Annotated in this window: 5 protein-coding genes; 2 read left to right on the top strand and 3 right to left on the bottom strand. The window is 72.0% G+C overall.

The window, feature by feature from the left end:
- The 3 genes from IE185_RS29275 to IE185_RS29265 form a co-directional block, all read right to left on the bottom strand.
- On the bottom strand, nucleotides 1-7,533 hold a 7,533-nt coding region (locus tag IE185_RS29275; RefSeq protein ID WP_189716337.1), incomplete at its 3' end, for an amino acid adenylation domain-containing protein.
- A gap of 2 nt (nucleotides 7,534-7,535) precedes the next feature.
- Entirely contained in the window at nucleotides 7,536-8,744 is a 1,209-nt protein-coding gene (locus IE185_RS29270; protein ID WP_229843760.1) for an aromatic ring-hydroxylating oxygenase subunit alpha, read from the bottom strand.
- Nucleotides 8,745-9,131: 387 nt separating this feature from the next.
- Nucleotides 9,132-10,373, bottom strand: coding sequence for an NAD(P)/FAD-dependent oxidoreductase (locus IE185_RS29265; RefSeq protein WP_138896421.1), 1,242 nt, complete (start codon nucleotides 10,371-10,373; stop codon nucleotides 9,132-9,134).
- A gap of 857 nt (nucleotides 10,374-11,230) precedes the next feature.
- Between IE185_RS29265 and IE185_RS29260 the strand changes: the two genes are divergently transcribed.
- Nucleotides 11,231-12,604: a serine/threonine-protein kinase gene (locus IE185_RS29260; protein WP_189716335.1), complete on the top strand. Its 1,374-nt coding sequence runs from the start codon at nucleotides 11,231-11,233 to the stop codon at nucleotides 12,602-12,604.
- A gap of 86 nt (nucleotides 12,605-12,690) precedes the next feature.
- Nucleotides 12,691-15,741 (top strand): DEAD/DEAH box helicase, encoded by a 3,051-nt coding sequence (locus IE185_RS29255; RefSeq protein WP_138897006.1) that lies wholly within the window; start codon nucleotides 12,691-12,693, stop codon nucleotides 15,739-15,741.
- The last annotated feature ends 21 nt before the right edge of the window (nucleotides 15,742-15,762 follow it).

Genomic DNA, 15,762 nt, shown 5'->3' with positions numbered 1-15,762 from the left:
GATCGGATCCCCCAAACCCGTCCCCGTCCCATGCGCCTCCACCAGACCAATCGACTCCGGCGACACCCCCGCATCCCTCAACGCCGCCACAATCACCTCCGACTGCGCCGCACTGCTCGGCACCGTCAACCCACTCGTACGACCCCCGTGATTGACCGCACTCCCCCTGATCACACCCCGGACACGGTCACCGTCCCGCAACGCCGCCCCCAACGGCTTCACCACCACCGTCACCACACCCTCACCCGGCACAAACCCATCCGCCCCCGCATCGAACGGACGCAGGGCATTGGACGGGGAGAACGACCGCAGGCGTGCGCCCAGTTGGAAGTACTGCGGCGACATGGCCAGGTGCACGCCGGCGACGATGGCCTGCTCGCACTCGCCGTCACGGATACTGCGTACCGCCGTATGCAGGGCGACCAGGGACGACGAGCACAACGTGTCGATCGTCATGCTCGGCCCGTGCAGATCCAGGAAGTAGCTCACCCGGTTCGCCAGGATCGCGTTGTGGTTGCCGAGGCCCGCCGCCGTCTGTACGACGTCTCCGACGACCATGTCGCGGTAGTGCTGGTAGCTGGCGCCGACGAACACGCCGGTGGACGGCTGCGGTTGCCCCGCCAGGCCGGCGTCCTCCAGGGCCCGCCAGGCGGACTGGACGAGGTGGCGCTGCTGCGGGTCGATCCACTCGGCCTCGGCGGGTGACAGCCGGAAGAAGCCGGCGTCGAAGTCGGTCAGCCCGTCGATGAAGCCGGCACGCCTGAGGTAGACGGTGCCGGGCTTGCCCTCCGTCCCGTAGTACGAGTCGATGTCCCACCGGGACGCGGGCACCTCGCTCAGGCAGTCCTCGCCTTCCAGCAGAACCCGCCACAGCTCGTCAAGGTTCCCGGCCTTGGGGAAGACGCCGTCGAAGCCGACGATGGCGATGTCGTTCAGGTCCACGTCACCGGCCAGGGCGGCGACAGGCTGTTCTGCCGCAGGCTCCGGGACCCGGTGGGAGGCTTGCACGGTGGCCGGGGTCTGCACGGTCTCCGGGGCCGGGGCCGGGGCCCGCACCGTCTCCGGGGCCGAAACCGGCGCGGGGCTCTGCTCGGGCGCGACTGGCTGCGGAGCACCGCCCGCAGCCGAGTCGCCCATGGCCGGGCTGCCCGCCTCGGCGGGTGCCGCGGTGACCCCGTACTCGTCCCGCAGCTCGGCGGCCAGCCGGTCGACCGTACCGACCTCCAGGACCAGCGTCACCGGAATGTCCACGCCCAGCTTGGCCCGGATGTCCTGGGCCAGCGAGACCGCGAGCATCGAATCGAGCCCCTGCTCCTGCAGCGGGCGGTCCGTTTCCAGTTCTTCGACGTCCAGCTCCAGGGCGGCCGCCACCCACCGGGCCAGCGCCGCGTCGAGACGGCCGGCAGCGGGACGGCCGGGAGCCGCCCCGGCACGGTGGCCGTTGGACACGGGCGCCGTGACCGGCGCCGGAGCCGACGCGGGCGCGGGGTGGTGACCGTTCCGGGTGTCACGTCCCGTGGTTCCCGACGACGGCGCCGGGGAGAGCCGTTTCCAGGTGATCCCGCGGGCCTCCAGGACGGCTTCGTCACCGTCGAGAACCACCAGACTCGCGGTCAGCAGACCGGAGTCCGGCCCGGTGTCCCGGTCACGCCGGGCGTAGACCCGGGCGGTGTCGGGGATTTGGCCGAGGACGCTGAGCCGCTCGACGGTGAACGGCACGTACAGCCCCTGCGCGCCGCACGCGGCGAGCGCGATCTGGAAGGCGCCGTCGAGGAGCCGGGCGTCCACCGCACCGGCGGTCCGCCCGGCGCCGCGCAGCACACCCGTCGCCTGTCCCGGCGCCACGGACAGCGTGGCCACGGTCCGGAATCCGGCGCCGTAGCTGAGCCCGGCGTGCTCGAACGCGTCGTACATCGCGCCGAGTTCGACGGCGGTGAAGCCCTCGTCGGAGGCGGGAGGGACGAGCGACGGCTGCTCGGGCCCGGTCAGGTCCGCGGTGCAGACCAGGGCGCCGGTGCCGTCACGGAAGGCGACCGCGTCGTTGTCGCGTGCGGCCGTGAGGGTCGCGGGCGCTTCGACGGCCGCCCGGAAGGTGAGGTCCCGCAGGCCGAACCGCGTCCGGTCGATGAACTCGGCGACCTTGCCGGGGTACCCGGCGCCGGGCAGCGTCGGCTTGCCGAGGACCACGTGCTCCGCGGCCTCCGGGTGCTCCGTCCACGTGCTCTTCGTCGGGCCGGGCGCACGGTCGCGCACGTCGGCGCGCCGCTGCTCGGCGGGCTCCAGCCAGAGGTACTTCTCCTCGTGCGGGGCGGTCGGGAAGCGCACGCCCGCGCGGCGCCGCTCCCCGGCGGGCAGGTCCGCGCCGGTCACGAACGCGTGGGCCGCCGCGTCGAGCGCCTCCCGGTCCGCTCCGGTGCCCATGGGTTCGGCGAGGGTACGCGTGGGCTCGGAGGCCACGCCCGCGTAGAGGGACCGGGTGTCCTCGACCCCGGCCAGGAACAGCCGCAGCTTGTCCTCCAGCTGCTCGACGCTGTCCGCCACGCAGGCCAGCCGGTGGGCCGCTGCCGACCGCTGCCGGCTGGCCGCGCTCAGCGCGTCCAAGGACGGGCAGTACGGGGAACGCAGCATCAGCACGAGCCGGTGGGCCAGGGTGCGCAGCGCCTCGTCCGACCCTGCGGACAGGATCAGCAGCCGGGGACCGGGCTCCGCGTCTTCCGGTGCCGTCGGGGGACCTGCCTCGACCACCGCGTGGGCGTTCGTGCCGCCGAAGCCGAAGCTGCTGATTCCCGCCACGCGCGGGCCGCTGCCCCACGGCAGCGGCCGGTCGGCGACGAACAGGGGCGAGTTGTCGAAGTCGAAGGACTTGTTCGGGGTGTCGAAGTTCAGCGACGGCGGGATGTGCGCCGCCTGGAGAGCCAGGATCGTCTTGATCAGTCCGGCGATGCCCGCGGCGGGCTCCAGGTGGCCGATGTTGGTCTTCACCGAGCCCACCGCGACCGGCTGCCGGCCGGCCGGTCCGCCCAGGACCGCGTGCAGGGCCTCCAGTTCGATGAGGTCGCCGAGCTGGGTGCCGGTGCCGTGCGCCTCGACGTAACCGATGTCGGCCGCGGTACGACCGGATCCGGCCAGCGCCTTGCGCAGCACCGTTTCCTGAGCGGGTCGGCTGGGCGCCGTGAGGAAGCCCGCGCTTCCCCCCGTGTGGTTGACGGCCGTGCCGCGGATCACGGCGAGGACGGGGTCACCGTCGCGTTCGGCGTCGGCGAGCCGCTTGAGGATGACGGCGCCGGCGCCCTCTCCTCGTACATAGCCGTCGGCCGCCTCGTCGAAGGCGCGGCACTCCCCCTGCGGGGACAGCATCCCGTTGCGGGCGAAGGAGCGCGTCTTGTCCGGGGTGAGCACCAGGTTCGCCGCCCCGACCACGGCGGCGTCCACATCGCCCGCCCGCAGGTGCATGGCGGCCTGGTGCAGGGCGACGAGGGAGGACGAGCACGCCGTGTCGACGGCGAAGCTCGGCCCCGCCCAGTCGAAGACGTGCGACAGCCGGTTGGCGACCATGGAGGCGGCGGTGCCCGTCGCCACGTGCGGGTCGCCATACCCGATGCTCCGCGCCACGAGCTCCGGGAAGTCGCTCGCGATGGTGCCGACGAAGACGCCGGTGGCGGCGCCGAGGGAGGCGTGGTCGTGGCCGCAGCTCTCCAGGGCCTCCGCCGTCACGCTGAGCAGGACCCGCTGCAGGGGGTCCATACGGCGGGCCTCGCGGTCGGTGAGTCCGAAACGGGCGGCGTCGAAGTACTCGACGCCGTCCACCCAGCCCATCGCCACCTCGTCGGCACCGGCGTCGGACCACAGGTGGGCCCAGCCGCGCTTGCCGTCCGGGGCATGCCCGACGCTGGACACCCCGTTGACGAGGTTGAGCCAGAACTCGTCCGGCGTGGCGGCCCCGGGGAACCGGCACGCCATGCCGATGACGGCCAGCGCGCCGTCGTCGGCGGCCGTCGTGATGGGATCCGCCGGCGCCGGCCGCGCGGCGGCCGGTGCCGTCGGCGTGGTCGCCGCGGCCACGGGCTCGGCCGGAGCCGGTACGGTCGCGGCCTCCCCGGCATCCGGTCCGAGCAGCCGTACGACGCCCTCCGCGCCCAGCAGCCGGGCCAGCTTCACCGGCGTACCGGAGGCGAAGATCGACGGCGCGGTGATGTCCGCGCCCAGCTCGCGGCTGAGCTCGACCGCGGCGAACGTGACGTTGACCGAGTCCCCGCCCAGGTCGAAGAAGTTGGCGTTCACGTCGAAGTCCGGGTGCTCCAGCGTGGCCGCGAAGACCCGCGCGACCGACTCCGCCAGCGCGTCCGCCGTCATGCCGGTCACCGCCGGCTCGATCGGCTCCGCGGACTCCACCGGCTCCGCCGGTGTCGTGGCGGCCCCGGCGCCGGAGCGGATGATGGTCTCCCGCGTGGGCAGCGGAAGCCGGGCGCGCGCGACCTTGCCGTTGTCGGTCAGCGGCAGGGCGTCGAGATGGACGTAGGCGTCGGGCACCATGTAGCCGGGCAGGGAACCGCCGACGAACGCGTCGAGCTCGGACTTGGCCGGGATGCCGTCGCCCACCAGGTAGGCGGTCAGCCTCGGTTCGCCGCGTCCCTCGAACCGCGCCGCGACCACCACGGCGGCGGTGACGCCGGCGCACCTCTCCAGCACCCGCTCGATCTCCGCGGGCTCGATGCGGTTGCCGCGCACCTTCACCTGGGCGTCGGAGCGGCCGAGCCACTCGATCGCGCCGTCCGCGTGCAGCCGTACCTCGTCGCCGGTCCGGTAGAGCCGTACGCCGGTGGCCGGGTGGACGGTGAAGACGTCGTTCGTCAGGTCCGGCCGGCCGGCGTAGCCGCGGGCGAGTCCGGTGCCGGAGATGTACAGATCGCCGGTCGCTCCGGCCGCGCACGGCTCCAGCTCCGCGTCCAGGACGTGGAGTTCCATGTTCGGCAGGGGTTCGCCCAGCGGCAGGAAGGAGCCCACCGAGGTGACCTGGTGGCACGAGGCCCAGATCGTCGCCTCGGTCGGGCCGTACAGGTTCCACAGGGCGCGGGCCGGTGCGTGCAGGCGCTCGGCGGTGGCCGGCGGCAGGGCCTCGCCGCCCGAGAGGACCGTGAGCTCCGGGTGCGGGGTCCAGCCGGTGCCCAGCAGCAGGCGCCACAGGCTCGGCGTGGCCTGGGCGACCGTCACCTCAGCGGCCACTTCGGCCAGTCGGAACGGGTCGCCGGCCGTCTCGCGCGAGGCGAGGACGACCGTCGCGCCGGCCGTCAGCGGGAGGAACAGCTCCAGCAGGGAGATGTCGAAGGCCACGGTGGTGTGGGCGAGCACGGTGTCGTCGGGCGACACGGCCAGGCGCTCGTTGATGCCGGTGAGGAAGTTGGCCAGCGCGCCGTGCTCGACCTCGACGCCCTTCGGGTTGCCGGTCGACCCGCTGGTGAACAGCAGGTAGGCAAGGTCGTCGGCGGCGACCCGGGGCGGCACCGCCTGCGCCGAGCCGTCCGCCTCGGGCACCCGCAGTGCGGGGCCCAGCGAGGCTCCCAGGGCGTGGGTGCGGGCGTCGGTGACGATCAGGTCGCACTGCGAGACCTCGACGTACTGCTCCAGCCGCTCCACGGGGTATCCCGGGTCCAGGGGCAGGAAGGCCGCGCCGGCCCGCAGGATGCCGAGCATGGCCGGGATCAGCGGGATGTCCCGCTCCATGAGTACGCCGACCACCGAGCCGGACTCGATGCCCTGGTCGTGCAGGCGGGCGGCGACGGCGTCCGCCCAGGCGTCCAGGCGGGCGTAGTCCAGCGTGCGGGCGCCGGCCCGGACGGCGGTGGCTTCCGGCCGCTCGGCCGCCGTGGCGGCGAACAGGTCCAGAAGCGTCCCGGCCGCAGGGGCGGCGGAGTCGTCGGGCCGCGCCGCGGACGGCACCTCGGTGGGTGCGTCGGGACGGGGGTCCTCGCCGTGGAGCAGGGCCGTCAGGACCATGTCCTCGACCTGCTCGGTGAACTCCAGCGCCTCCTCCTCGCCCATCGCGGTCTCCCGTACGAAGACCGCGGGCGGGCCGTCCTGCAGGCACAGCAGCGCGATCTCGGTGTGCGGTTCGGCGGAAGCCTCTTCGCCCGCGCTGCGATCGAGCACCATGACCCGGGTGAAGCTCGGCTCGTCGGAGCCCAGCGGGCGCCCGGCCAGACCGAGGCGCAGTTCGAGGTCGCTCGCGTAGCCGTGGCGGGCGGCCGCCTCGTCCAGCTTGTCCCGCAGGGACCGGGTGGAGTCGCCGTCGAACCGCACCGGGAAGCGCGCGGCGGCGATGCCGTGCGTCTTCTCCGCGAGGATGCGCGCGGCCGGCGGCGACCAGGCGAAGTCGAAGGTGTGCTCCCCGGTGCGCTCGGCGACGACGGTGAGGAAGGCGCGTACGACCGCGACCGCTTCCTCGCGCGAGGCGGGGGTGAAGGCCAGCTCGTAGCGGCCGTAGTGGGCCCCTGCGGCGGAGAAGTCGTCAGCGGTCAGCGGGGCGGGGCGCAGCCGCTCCAGCCGCGCGCGCCACCACGGCTCGTGTGCCCGCAGTGGCTTCTGGGCGGCGGCGATGTCGGCCAGCCGCTGTGCCGAGGTGGCGGGCAGCGGCGCGCCCGGCGTGATGCCGAGCCGCTGTGCGGCGGCCTGACCGCTCAGGGCGCTTCCGTCGACGGCGGTGCAGTCGCTCAGCACGAGGTCGGCGTCGGGGGCGGCCAGGGTGATGGCCGACGTGGTCACCGACAGCACGGTGGTCTCGGTGCGGGGCTCGTCGCGCGGGATCAGCCTGACCTGCCGGGTGAAGACCGCGCCCTGTTCGGTGACGAGGGTGGGCACGCCGAGCGGGTTCGGGAACGAGCCGTAGTCCAGGGCCTTGGAGAGCCGTACCGCCTCGACGGCCAGGGTGCCGGCGTGGATGAGGCCGCCGGACGCCATCCGGTCGGACCGCCGGTAGAAACGCCGCTCGCGGTCGCTCGTGTCGACCGGTTCGGGCAGGGTGCGCGCCACCACATGCGGTACGAGCGCGGCGAACAGGTCGATGCCCGCCTCGGCCGTCTCGTACGTCAGCGACAGGGCGGTGGAGTGCTCACGGACGGGGAACCAGCGCTCCAGCAGGACGCTGCCGGCGTCCACGGCCTCCGTCATGCGGTGCCAGGTCGCCGCGTGCCGGGACGCGCCCTCGTACAACGCCCAGGCGGGGACGTGGCTGCCGGAGTAGCGGGGCAGCGGCCCGTCGTGGAAGTTGATCGCGGCGACGTTCGGCAGGTCGAGTATCCCGGCGGGCAGGATCCGGAAGTTGACCATGCTGAACAGGTAGTCGAACGGCTGCGCCGAGAGCGTCGCCGCCAGGTCGCCGCGTGGGTCGAGCACGGGAACCGCGTGCGCGTCCGCCCACGCCGTCACCGCCGGGTCGTCGCTGAAGACGCCCTCGATCCGCACCCCGGCGTCGAGAAGCTGCGCGGCACACTGGGTGAGGACCCGCGTGCCGCCGATGATGAAGCAGTTGGCTCTCATGCTCACCCCGCGGTCTTCCGGGCCTCGGTGGCGCCCTCGCCGTCCGCGGCGGTGTCAGAACCCTCGGCCGTCTCCGCGCACTCGGCGGCGACCCAGGAGTCGATCTGCGAGACGACCTCTTCGTCGAGCGAGAGCTGTCCGGGCGCCCACAGCGGGTTCGACAGGCCCCGGTGGGTGCGCTCGCACATCTCCCAGTCCTCGTAGTTCGCCTTGTCCCACAGCGCGAACACGGCCTCGTGGGAGAAGTCGGGCTTGGCGGTCTCGGAGGGGTGGAAGAGCCAGAAGTGCCGGACGAAGCAGGTGCCGGGGCTCTCGGGCCAGACCCACTGCATCATCACGTAGTCGGCCGTGAACCCGAAGAGCAGGTTGGGCAGGATGGTGATCCAGTTGATCTTCTGCCGGTCCGCCTCGGGCACCAGCCGCATCGGCTCCCGGCCGCTGCGGCCCGTCATGGACACGGAGTTGTAGCCGCCGCGGATGGACTGCCACGCCCCGACGATGTCGCCCTTGAGGTCGTACGTTCCCGCGTCGTCGAAGTCCGTGATGCGGTGCAGGTCCTTGTGGGCCGTGGGGAAGTGGAGGCTCTCGTTGACGTTGTGCGCGACGAGCTTCCAGTTCGAGGCGACCGGGTAGTCCTTCGCCTCGGCGCACTCCAGGTCGGCGAGCTCGTAGACGCGGGCGAACTCGCCGAACTCGCCCAGCGAGGCGTCGAGGTCGGGGGCGTCGTCGGAGAAGGCGATGAACACGACGCCGTACCGGACCTCGGTCCGCACGGGCAGCAGGCCGTTCTTCTCCTTCTCGAAGAAGTGGTCCAGGTAGGTGCCGTTGAGGCTCTTGAGCTTGCCGTTGCGGTCGTACACCCAGCAGTGATAGAGGCAGACGAGGCTCTGCCGCTTGCCGGCGGCCTCTTCGACGAGCTTGTAGCCCCGGTGGCGGCAGTAGTTGTGGTACGCCTGGATGCCGTCGTCCCCGTGGAGGAGCAGGACGGAGCCGGTGCCGATGTTCAGGGTGGTGTAGGAGCCCTTCTCCTTCAACCGGGACACGTGGTCGACCGGGAGCCAGCGCCGTCCGTAAATACGGGACATCTCCCGCCGGTGCTGCTCCTCACCGGTGTAGAACTCGTGCGACCGGCCGATACCGCCGGTCTCGAAATAGGGCCTTTCCTCGTCCTGCTCACTGATGAGTTCGAACATGCTGGACGCACGCGTCATCTGCTGGACTCCCTCAGGGGGTGAAGCGTATGGAATGCGATGCCGGAATTCCGTAATCCGTTGACCCGGGGCCTCCCGAAAAAGGCCGCACCGGGCCCCGGGAATGCCGGGACGGCATGTGGAGTGAAGGGGGAATGTGGGTGAGAGGTGCGCCGGACCGGCCTGGGCAGGCGAAACACGCCCGGCCGGTGAGGGACGACCACCGAGGGGACACCGGCGGCCGGACCGGCCGCCGGCGCCAGAAGAACTCGACGCGCACGCGTGAACGGGTACGCGGGAGAGGGGCGCGCGGAGCGCCGGCGCGGCGGCCGGTGAGGGCACGCGCGACGCACGGCGCTCGGCATGGAGCGCCCTTGGCCGGACCGGTGCGGCCGGCGCCGCCGGCCGTCAGCCCGCCGGGTCGTAGATCCGCTGCTCCTGCGGCACGCCGGCCTCGTCGTAGAGGCGCTCAAGGGCGTCCGGCGCGTAGATCTCGTAGTCCGGCACGACTCCGCCGATCAGGCCGAGCATCTTGTTGGTCCACTCCTGGCTCGCGCTCATCGCGCTCATCGTCGCCTGGAAGAACGGGGGGAGTTCGGTGAGTTCGCCGAGCGTCGTCGTGAAGTCGTAGACGCCGGCGCTCTCCTCGTCGCGCAGCTTGTTGTACTCGGCCAGCGCCTCGTCCATCGGCCGCTCGCCGGTCAGGCCCTGGTGAACGCGCTCGGCGAGGAGCTCGCCGTGCAGGAAGGCGTCGGTGATCCCCCACCCGGTGTACGGGTCCTTGTGGTAGCCGGCGTCACCGACCAGCGCCCACCCGGGCCCGTAGGCGCGGCGGTAGTAGTTGTCCGGGTACCGCATCGGCTTGAAGTCCTCTTCGCGCCGGCCCTGATCACGCAGCTGCACGCCCATCTCGGGGGACACGTCGTCGAACACGCCCTGGAAGCCGGCCTCGACGTCCTGGCGGAACTCCTTGAGCTGGCGCCGGGTGCAGATGACGGCCAGCATGCTGACGCCGTCGTTCGTCGGCCAGGTGCCGAACCACTTCTCGTTGAAGCCGGTCTTGTGGTGCAGACCCCAGTCGAGACCGCTGTAGTACGAGTAGTAGATGAAGCCGGCGGCGGGGCGCACGTTGTACAGCTCCGCCCCGACGCGCTTGGCGACCGTGGAGTGGAAGCCGTCGGCGCCGATGACCACGGTGGCCCGGAACTCCCGCTCGGGGCCGTCCCCTTCGCGTCCGCGGATGCCCGTGACGCGGCCGTCGGTGAAGGTCAGGTCGGATACGGTGAACCCTTCGAGGACCTCGGCGCCGGCCCGACGGGCGGCGTTGACGAGGATCTCGTCCAGCACGGTGCGGCGCGGGCAGTAGACGGCGTCGATACCGTCCACGGGGTCGGCGAAGCCGTTGAGATCGATCCCCCGGTAGGAGTAGTTCATCTTCCGGAGTGCCGGGGTTTTGGCGGCGATGATCTCGTCGAGCAGACCCCATTCCTGGAGTCGCAGCAGCCCGGCCTGGTGGATGTAGTGGGTCGATACCGCGTCGCTGGGGAATGAGGCCCGGTCCACCACGAGAACCCGGTGCCCCTGTCTGGCCAGCAGCATCGCAATCGGCGATCCGGCGCAGCGGGCACCCACAACAATGACGTCGTACATACGACTCCCCCGGGTATTGGTTTTTGAGGTGCCGATACACCGTGGTCATCGGTGCGAGCACATTTCGAAGGCTATGAAGCAGGACAGATCACGGTCAAGCCTCGGTAATGACCGGGCAATGTCGAAACGTTTCGTTCGCGCCACCCGAATCTTTCATTCCGCCCCCTTGCTGCCGGGAATGCCCCTTTCACCCCCTCCCGGGGGTCAGATTGATGTGTCCCACGTCACAACACCACTGAGGCGAAAACCGGCCAGTTGCGGTACGGGTCTTGGTGGATCGCACATGAAATCCCGCCACCGGGGTATCGCGCCCCGACCCAGCCGGCGGATCGAGCGCGCCGGCAGCCCCGGAGGGGGCCCGTCCGGACCATCGACAGCCGGACGCGAAGCCTGTAATGCGGCCTCCTGAGCCGCCCGGTCCGGACGGCGGCACGCCTCGGCCCGCGAGCAGTCGAAGCACTTCCAACACCCGGCAGCACACCCGGAGACCAGAGACACCTACCGCCGACGGGGGCGCCGGACACAACTCCGTCGCCTCTACCGCCGTGCATCCTCAGCCAGTTGCCGCCCGCCCTGGACCCGTGCGAGGTCCTACGTGCTCGGCTACCTGGAAGCCCCGGGCCTGTATCTGCCGACCACACGGGCCGTGTCCGGGTCCGGACTGTTCGAACGCCCACCGGACCATTCCGGCGGGATCTATATTCGGACGATGATGTGGAGTTCCTCGACTTCGTCGAAGTACCTCCAGTGACCGAAGACGGTCACCTGAGTCGACCGGCGTCCCCGCCCTGCGGGGCGTGATCTAGCGTGATGACGCCCACCCGCCCGGCTCGCTCGTCCCGAATGTGAGGCCTCACGTGCACATCGCCCCCCTGAGCCCCGACGACCCCGCCGAGCTGGGCGGGTACGAGCTGCTCGGGCGCATCGGGCAGGGCGGCATGGGTCAGGTGTATCTGGGGGAGTCACGGGGCGGGGAACCGGCCGCCGTGAAGGTGATCAAGCCGTCCGTCGTGGACTTCGAGACCCGGCTGAGGTTCGCGCAGGAGGTGGAGATCCTCAAGACGGTCTGGGGGGCTCGGATCGCCGCCCTTCTGGACGCCGACCCGGAGGCGGACCCTCCGTGGCTGGCCACCGAGTACGTCGAGGGGCTGGACCTGAGCAGGCATGTGGGCAGCCACGGCCCGCTCGACCCCCTGCTCACCGCCTCACTGGGCGCGACGCTCGCGGAGGCGCTGGCGACGGTGCACAAGCAGGGGCTGCTGCACCGTGATCTGAAGCCGGCCAATGTACTCCTCGGCCCCAACGGGCCCAAAGTGATCGACTTCGGACTCGCGGTGTTCGCGGAGTCCAGCGTGTCGCTGACCGCGGCCAACACGGTCGTCGGCACGCCCTCCTGCATGCCGCCCGAGCAGGCGAACGGCGAGAAGCCGCTGACCCCGGCGGTCGACGTGTACGCGCTGGGCGCCGTGCTGCTGTTCGCCGCTTCGGGTCATCTCCCGTACCGGGCCGACAACATCCACCTCCTGTTCCACCAGGTCGTCGATCCCGCCACCGCGCCGGATCTCTCGGGGACACCGGTGGAACTCGTGCCGCTGCTGACGGCGATGCTGGCTCACCGCCCCCGGGACCGGCCCGCGCTCGACGACGTCGTACGGCGGTGCCGGGCGTTGATCGAGGCGCAGGGGCTGAAGGTCGCCCAGGCGCGGCGCAGGCTCACGAACTACACGGCCGCTCCGGCCCACGTCCTCGACGACCTGCTCGCCGTGGACCGCCCACCCGCGTCGGGGGCGACTGCGCGGACGCGCGCCGGGACGGCAGGCATCCCGGCCGACGCCGCGCCCGGTCGACGGGAGCCGGAGACGCCCACGCCCGGGCCGGCCCGGCAGGAGCAGGTCCCCGCCCACCGAGAGCCCGGGGTGCCCGCCCCGCCGATGCCGCCTGCCCAGGTGCGGCCGCCCACGGATCCGCGACTGTCCTTCGCCCGCGTCGATGCCGCGACGCCCCCGCCCGCCGACCGCGCGCCCGGCTCCAGGACGGCCGGCCCGCGACCGACGGACGGGCCTACGGCGGAGCCGGACGGCAAGCGGTCCCCGGCCCGCCCGGCGGGGCGGGGCAGCGCGGGCAGCGGCAACAGCGGCAGCGCCCAGCGGCGCTCGCTGCGGCAGTCCGCCCAGGCCAGAATCACCGCGCAGCGGCTGCGCGAGGCATACGCGGCCGGTACACCCTTCTGACCCGTACGCCCCTGCCACCCGCGATAATGGGCGGGCCCTGAACGGGGGCCGCCCACGTACGACCGAACCGCCTCAGGAGGCCACGCGTGACCGCCGTCCAGACCAGTGCGGAGCAGAGCGGCGCCACGACCGGCCGGGACCAGTACCCCGCCGGTGCCCAGGTGGTCGTGCGGGACGAGGAGTGGCTGGTCAGAAGCTCGATGCCGACGACCGACGACGGCACCCGGATCGAGGTCGTCGGGGTGTCGGAGTTCGTCCGCGACCAGGAGGCCGTGTTCTTCTCCGGCCTGGACCGCATCGAGCTGCTGGACCCGCGTGCGACCGGTCTGGTCATGGACGACTCCCCGAACTACCGCCGCTCCCGGCTGTTCCTGGAGGCGGTACTGCGCCGCACCGCGCTCCCCCAGTCGGAGCGTCGGCTCGCCCTGGCCGACTCGTTCCTGATGGACCCGCTTCCGTACCAGCGGCGCCCCGCCGAGCTGGCCCTGTCCGGTGCGAATCTCCGCCCGCGGCTGCTGATCGCGGACGTGGTGGGCCTCGGCAAGACCCTGGAGATCGGTCTGACGCTGGCCGAGCTGATCCGCCGCGGCCGGGGCGAGCGCATCCTGGTCGTCACCCCGCAGCACGTGCTGGAGCAGTTCCAGCACGAGCTGTGGACGCGGTTCGCGATCCCGCTGGTGCGGCTGGACTCGGTCGGCATCGAGCGGATCCAGCGGGAGATCCCGGCCGGCCGCAACCCCTTCACCTCCTTCAAGCGGGTCATCGTCTCCATCGACACCCTGAAGAACACCGACCAGTACCAGCACCATCTGGAGCAGATCCGCTGGGACGCGGTCGTCATCGACGAGTCGCACAACCTGATCAACCGCGGTTCCCTGCGCAACCAGCTCGCGCGCACCCTCGCGCCCCGCACCGACGCCCTGATCCTGGCGTCCGCGACCCCGCACAACGGCGACGCGAAGTCCTTCGCCGAGCTGATCGGCCTGCTGGACCCGGTGGCGATCCGCGACCCGGAGAACTACCGCGCGGCCGACATCGAGCACCTCTTCATCCGCCGTACGAAGGTCAGCCGCGAAGTACGTGAGCAGATGAAGGGCCAGTGGCCGGACCGCGGCCCTTCCCACTCCGTGCGCTGCCCGGCCACCCCCGCCGAGGAGAAGATCTTCGAGGAGCTGGCCGCCGTCTGGCTGCCCGGTGACGGCGGCACCTCGGTGAGCTCGGTCCCGCTCTTCCCGTACACGCTGCTGAAGTCGTTCCTCTCGTCCCACGCGGCACTGAAGGCGACGGTCTCCGCGCGTGTCAAGACCTTGGAGAAGAAGGACGACCCTCGCGGCACCGCGGCCGAGCTGGCCGCCCTGCACCGGCTGGCGGAGCTGGCCGCCGGCCTGACCGAGGCGGACTCCGCGAAGTTCGCCGCCCTCGTGCGCCAGCTCCGCGAGGAGGTCAGGATCGGGCCCGGTTCCGACGAACGGGTCGTGGTCTTCTCCGAGCGCGTCCACACGCTGGAGTGGCTGGCCGAGGTGCTGCCCGCCGCGCTGGGCTTCAAGGGCCGTGCGGCCCGTGACTGCGTCCGGGTCATGCACGGCGGCCTCTCCGACGAGCAACAGATGGCCTGCGTCGAGGAGTTCGGCCTGGCCGATGCGCCCGTCCGGGTCCTGCTGACCGGCGATGTGGCCTCCGAGGGCGTCAACCTGCACCGCCAGTGTCACCAACTCGTGCACTACGACGTGCCGTGGTCCCTGATCCGTATCGAGCAGCGCAACGGCCGTGTCGACCGGTACGGGCAGACTCGTCCCCCGGAGTTCCGCGCGTTGATCCTGACCAGCGAGGTCGACGGCGCCAAGGACGACACGGTGGTCGCCGAGCGGCTGCTGGCACGCGAGGACCAGGCCCACCGGTCGCTGGGCACGGCGGAGGCGGTGACCGGCCTGTACCGGGCGGAGGCGGAGGAGAAGTCCCTCATCCAGGACCTGCTGCGCGGCCGGACCGTCGACGAGTCCCTGGACGCCCGCCGCTCCGGTGCGGACGGCGAAGACGCGGGCCTGGACGACTTCCTCGCGGACTTCTTCGGCGAGGTCGGCGAGGTCGGCGCGGCACCCGCCGTCGGCGAGGCAGACCCCGTCGGCGAGGGCACGCGACCGGCGGAGTCCGGCCGCTCGGCCCCGGCCGGTACGGAGGCGGCATCGGCCGGCCGTGCCGCCGCGAGCCCCGTGGTCCCCCGCCTCTTCGACTCGACCGCGCACTTCCTGGACGAGGCCCTGCGCGAGGTGTACCCGGACGCCCGCGGCCAGCTGGACCTGGACCGCGACCAGCAGTCGGGACTGCTCTCGTTCCGCCCGCCGACGGAACTCGTCCACCGGCTCAAGGCGCTCCCCCTGGACTACCTGCGCGAGCAGCGGCTGCGCGAACGACTGCTCGTGACCTTCAACCGCCGCCTCGCCGAGCACTCCCTCCAGCGGGCCCGGGAGTCGTCCACGTCGAGCTGGCCGGAGATCTCGCTGCTGACGGACCTGCACCCGGTCGTCGAGTGGCTCACCGACAAGGTCCTCGTCGGGATGGGCCGCCAGGAGGCCCCGATGATCACGGCGAACGTGGCGGAGCCCGTCTACCTCGTCCAGGGCGTGTACTCGAACAAGTTGGGCAGGCCCACCGTCGTGAAGTGGATGGGGGTGACCTGGCTGGAGGCCGCCGGGGAAGGGCTGGTGGACGACGACATGGTGTCGCTGCTGCGCCGCTGCGGTGTCGGTCCCACCATGGCGAACAAGCTCCGCTACCGCGATCCCGTGCCGCTGCGCAAGGCCCTCCCCCACGTGCTGGACACGGCCGAGGCGTTCCTCAACACACACCGCGACGCCTGGGACGAGCCGCTGCGCGAGCCCATCGAGCAGTACAAGCTGCGACTCGGCGCCTGGCGCCGCCCCACGCTCGACGGGGAGCGCACGAAGGAGCGCCTCGCCGACCTCGCCGACTCCCTGCTGACGACGGGCAGGCCGCTGCTGCGGGTCCTCGCGGTGCTCCTGCCCGACACGGACCGCCAGGACGGTGACGAAGGGCCGCCGCCCGTCTCCCTCACCGCCCCGGCCTCGTCCGCCTCCGCGCTCCGGCTCCGGTCTCCGTCCGCGCCCGCCGCCCCGTGACCCCGGTCTGTGATCCTCTGA

The organism is Streptomyces chryseus, assembly GCF_014650755.1.
GTDB classification, from domain to species: Bacteria; Actinomycetota; Actinomycetes; order Streptomycetales; family Streptomycetaceae; genus Streptomyces; species Streptomyces chryseus.
Note: the sequence above shows the minus strand (reverse complement) of the source record. Positions and strands in the feature narration are given on the sequence as shown.

Excerpts from the sequence above, each read along its gene's own strand:
- IE185_RS29270 (WP_229843760.1), bottom strand. The coding sequence starts at position 8,744 with ATGACGCGTGCGTCCAGCATGTTCGAACTCATCAGTGAGCAGGACGAG.
- IE185_RS29265 (WP_138896421.1), bottom strand. The coding sequence starts at position 10,373 with ATGTACGACGTCATTGTTGTGGGTGCCCGCTGCGCCGGATCGCCGATT.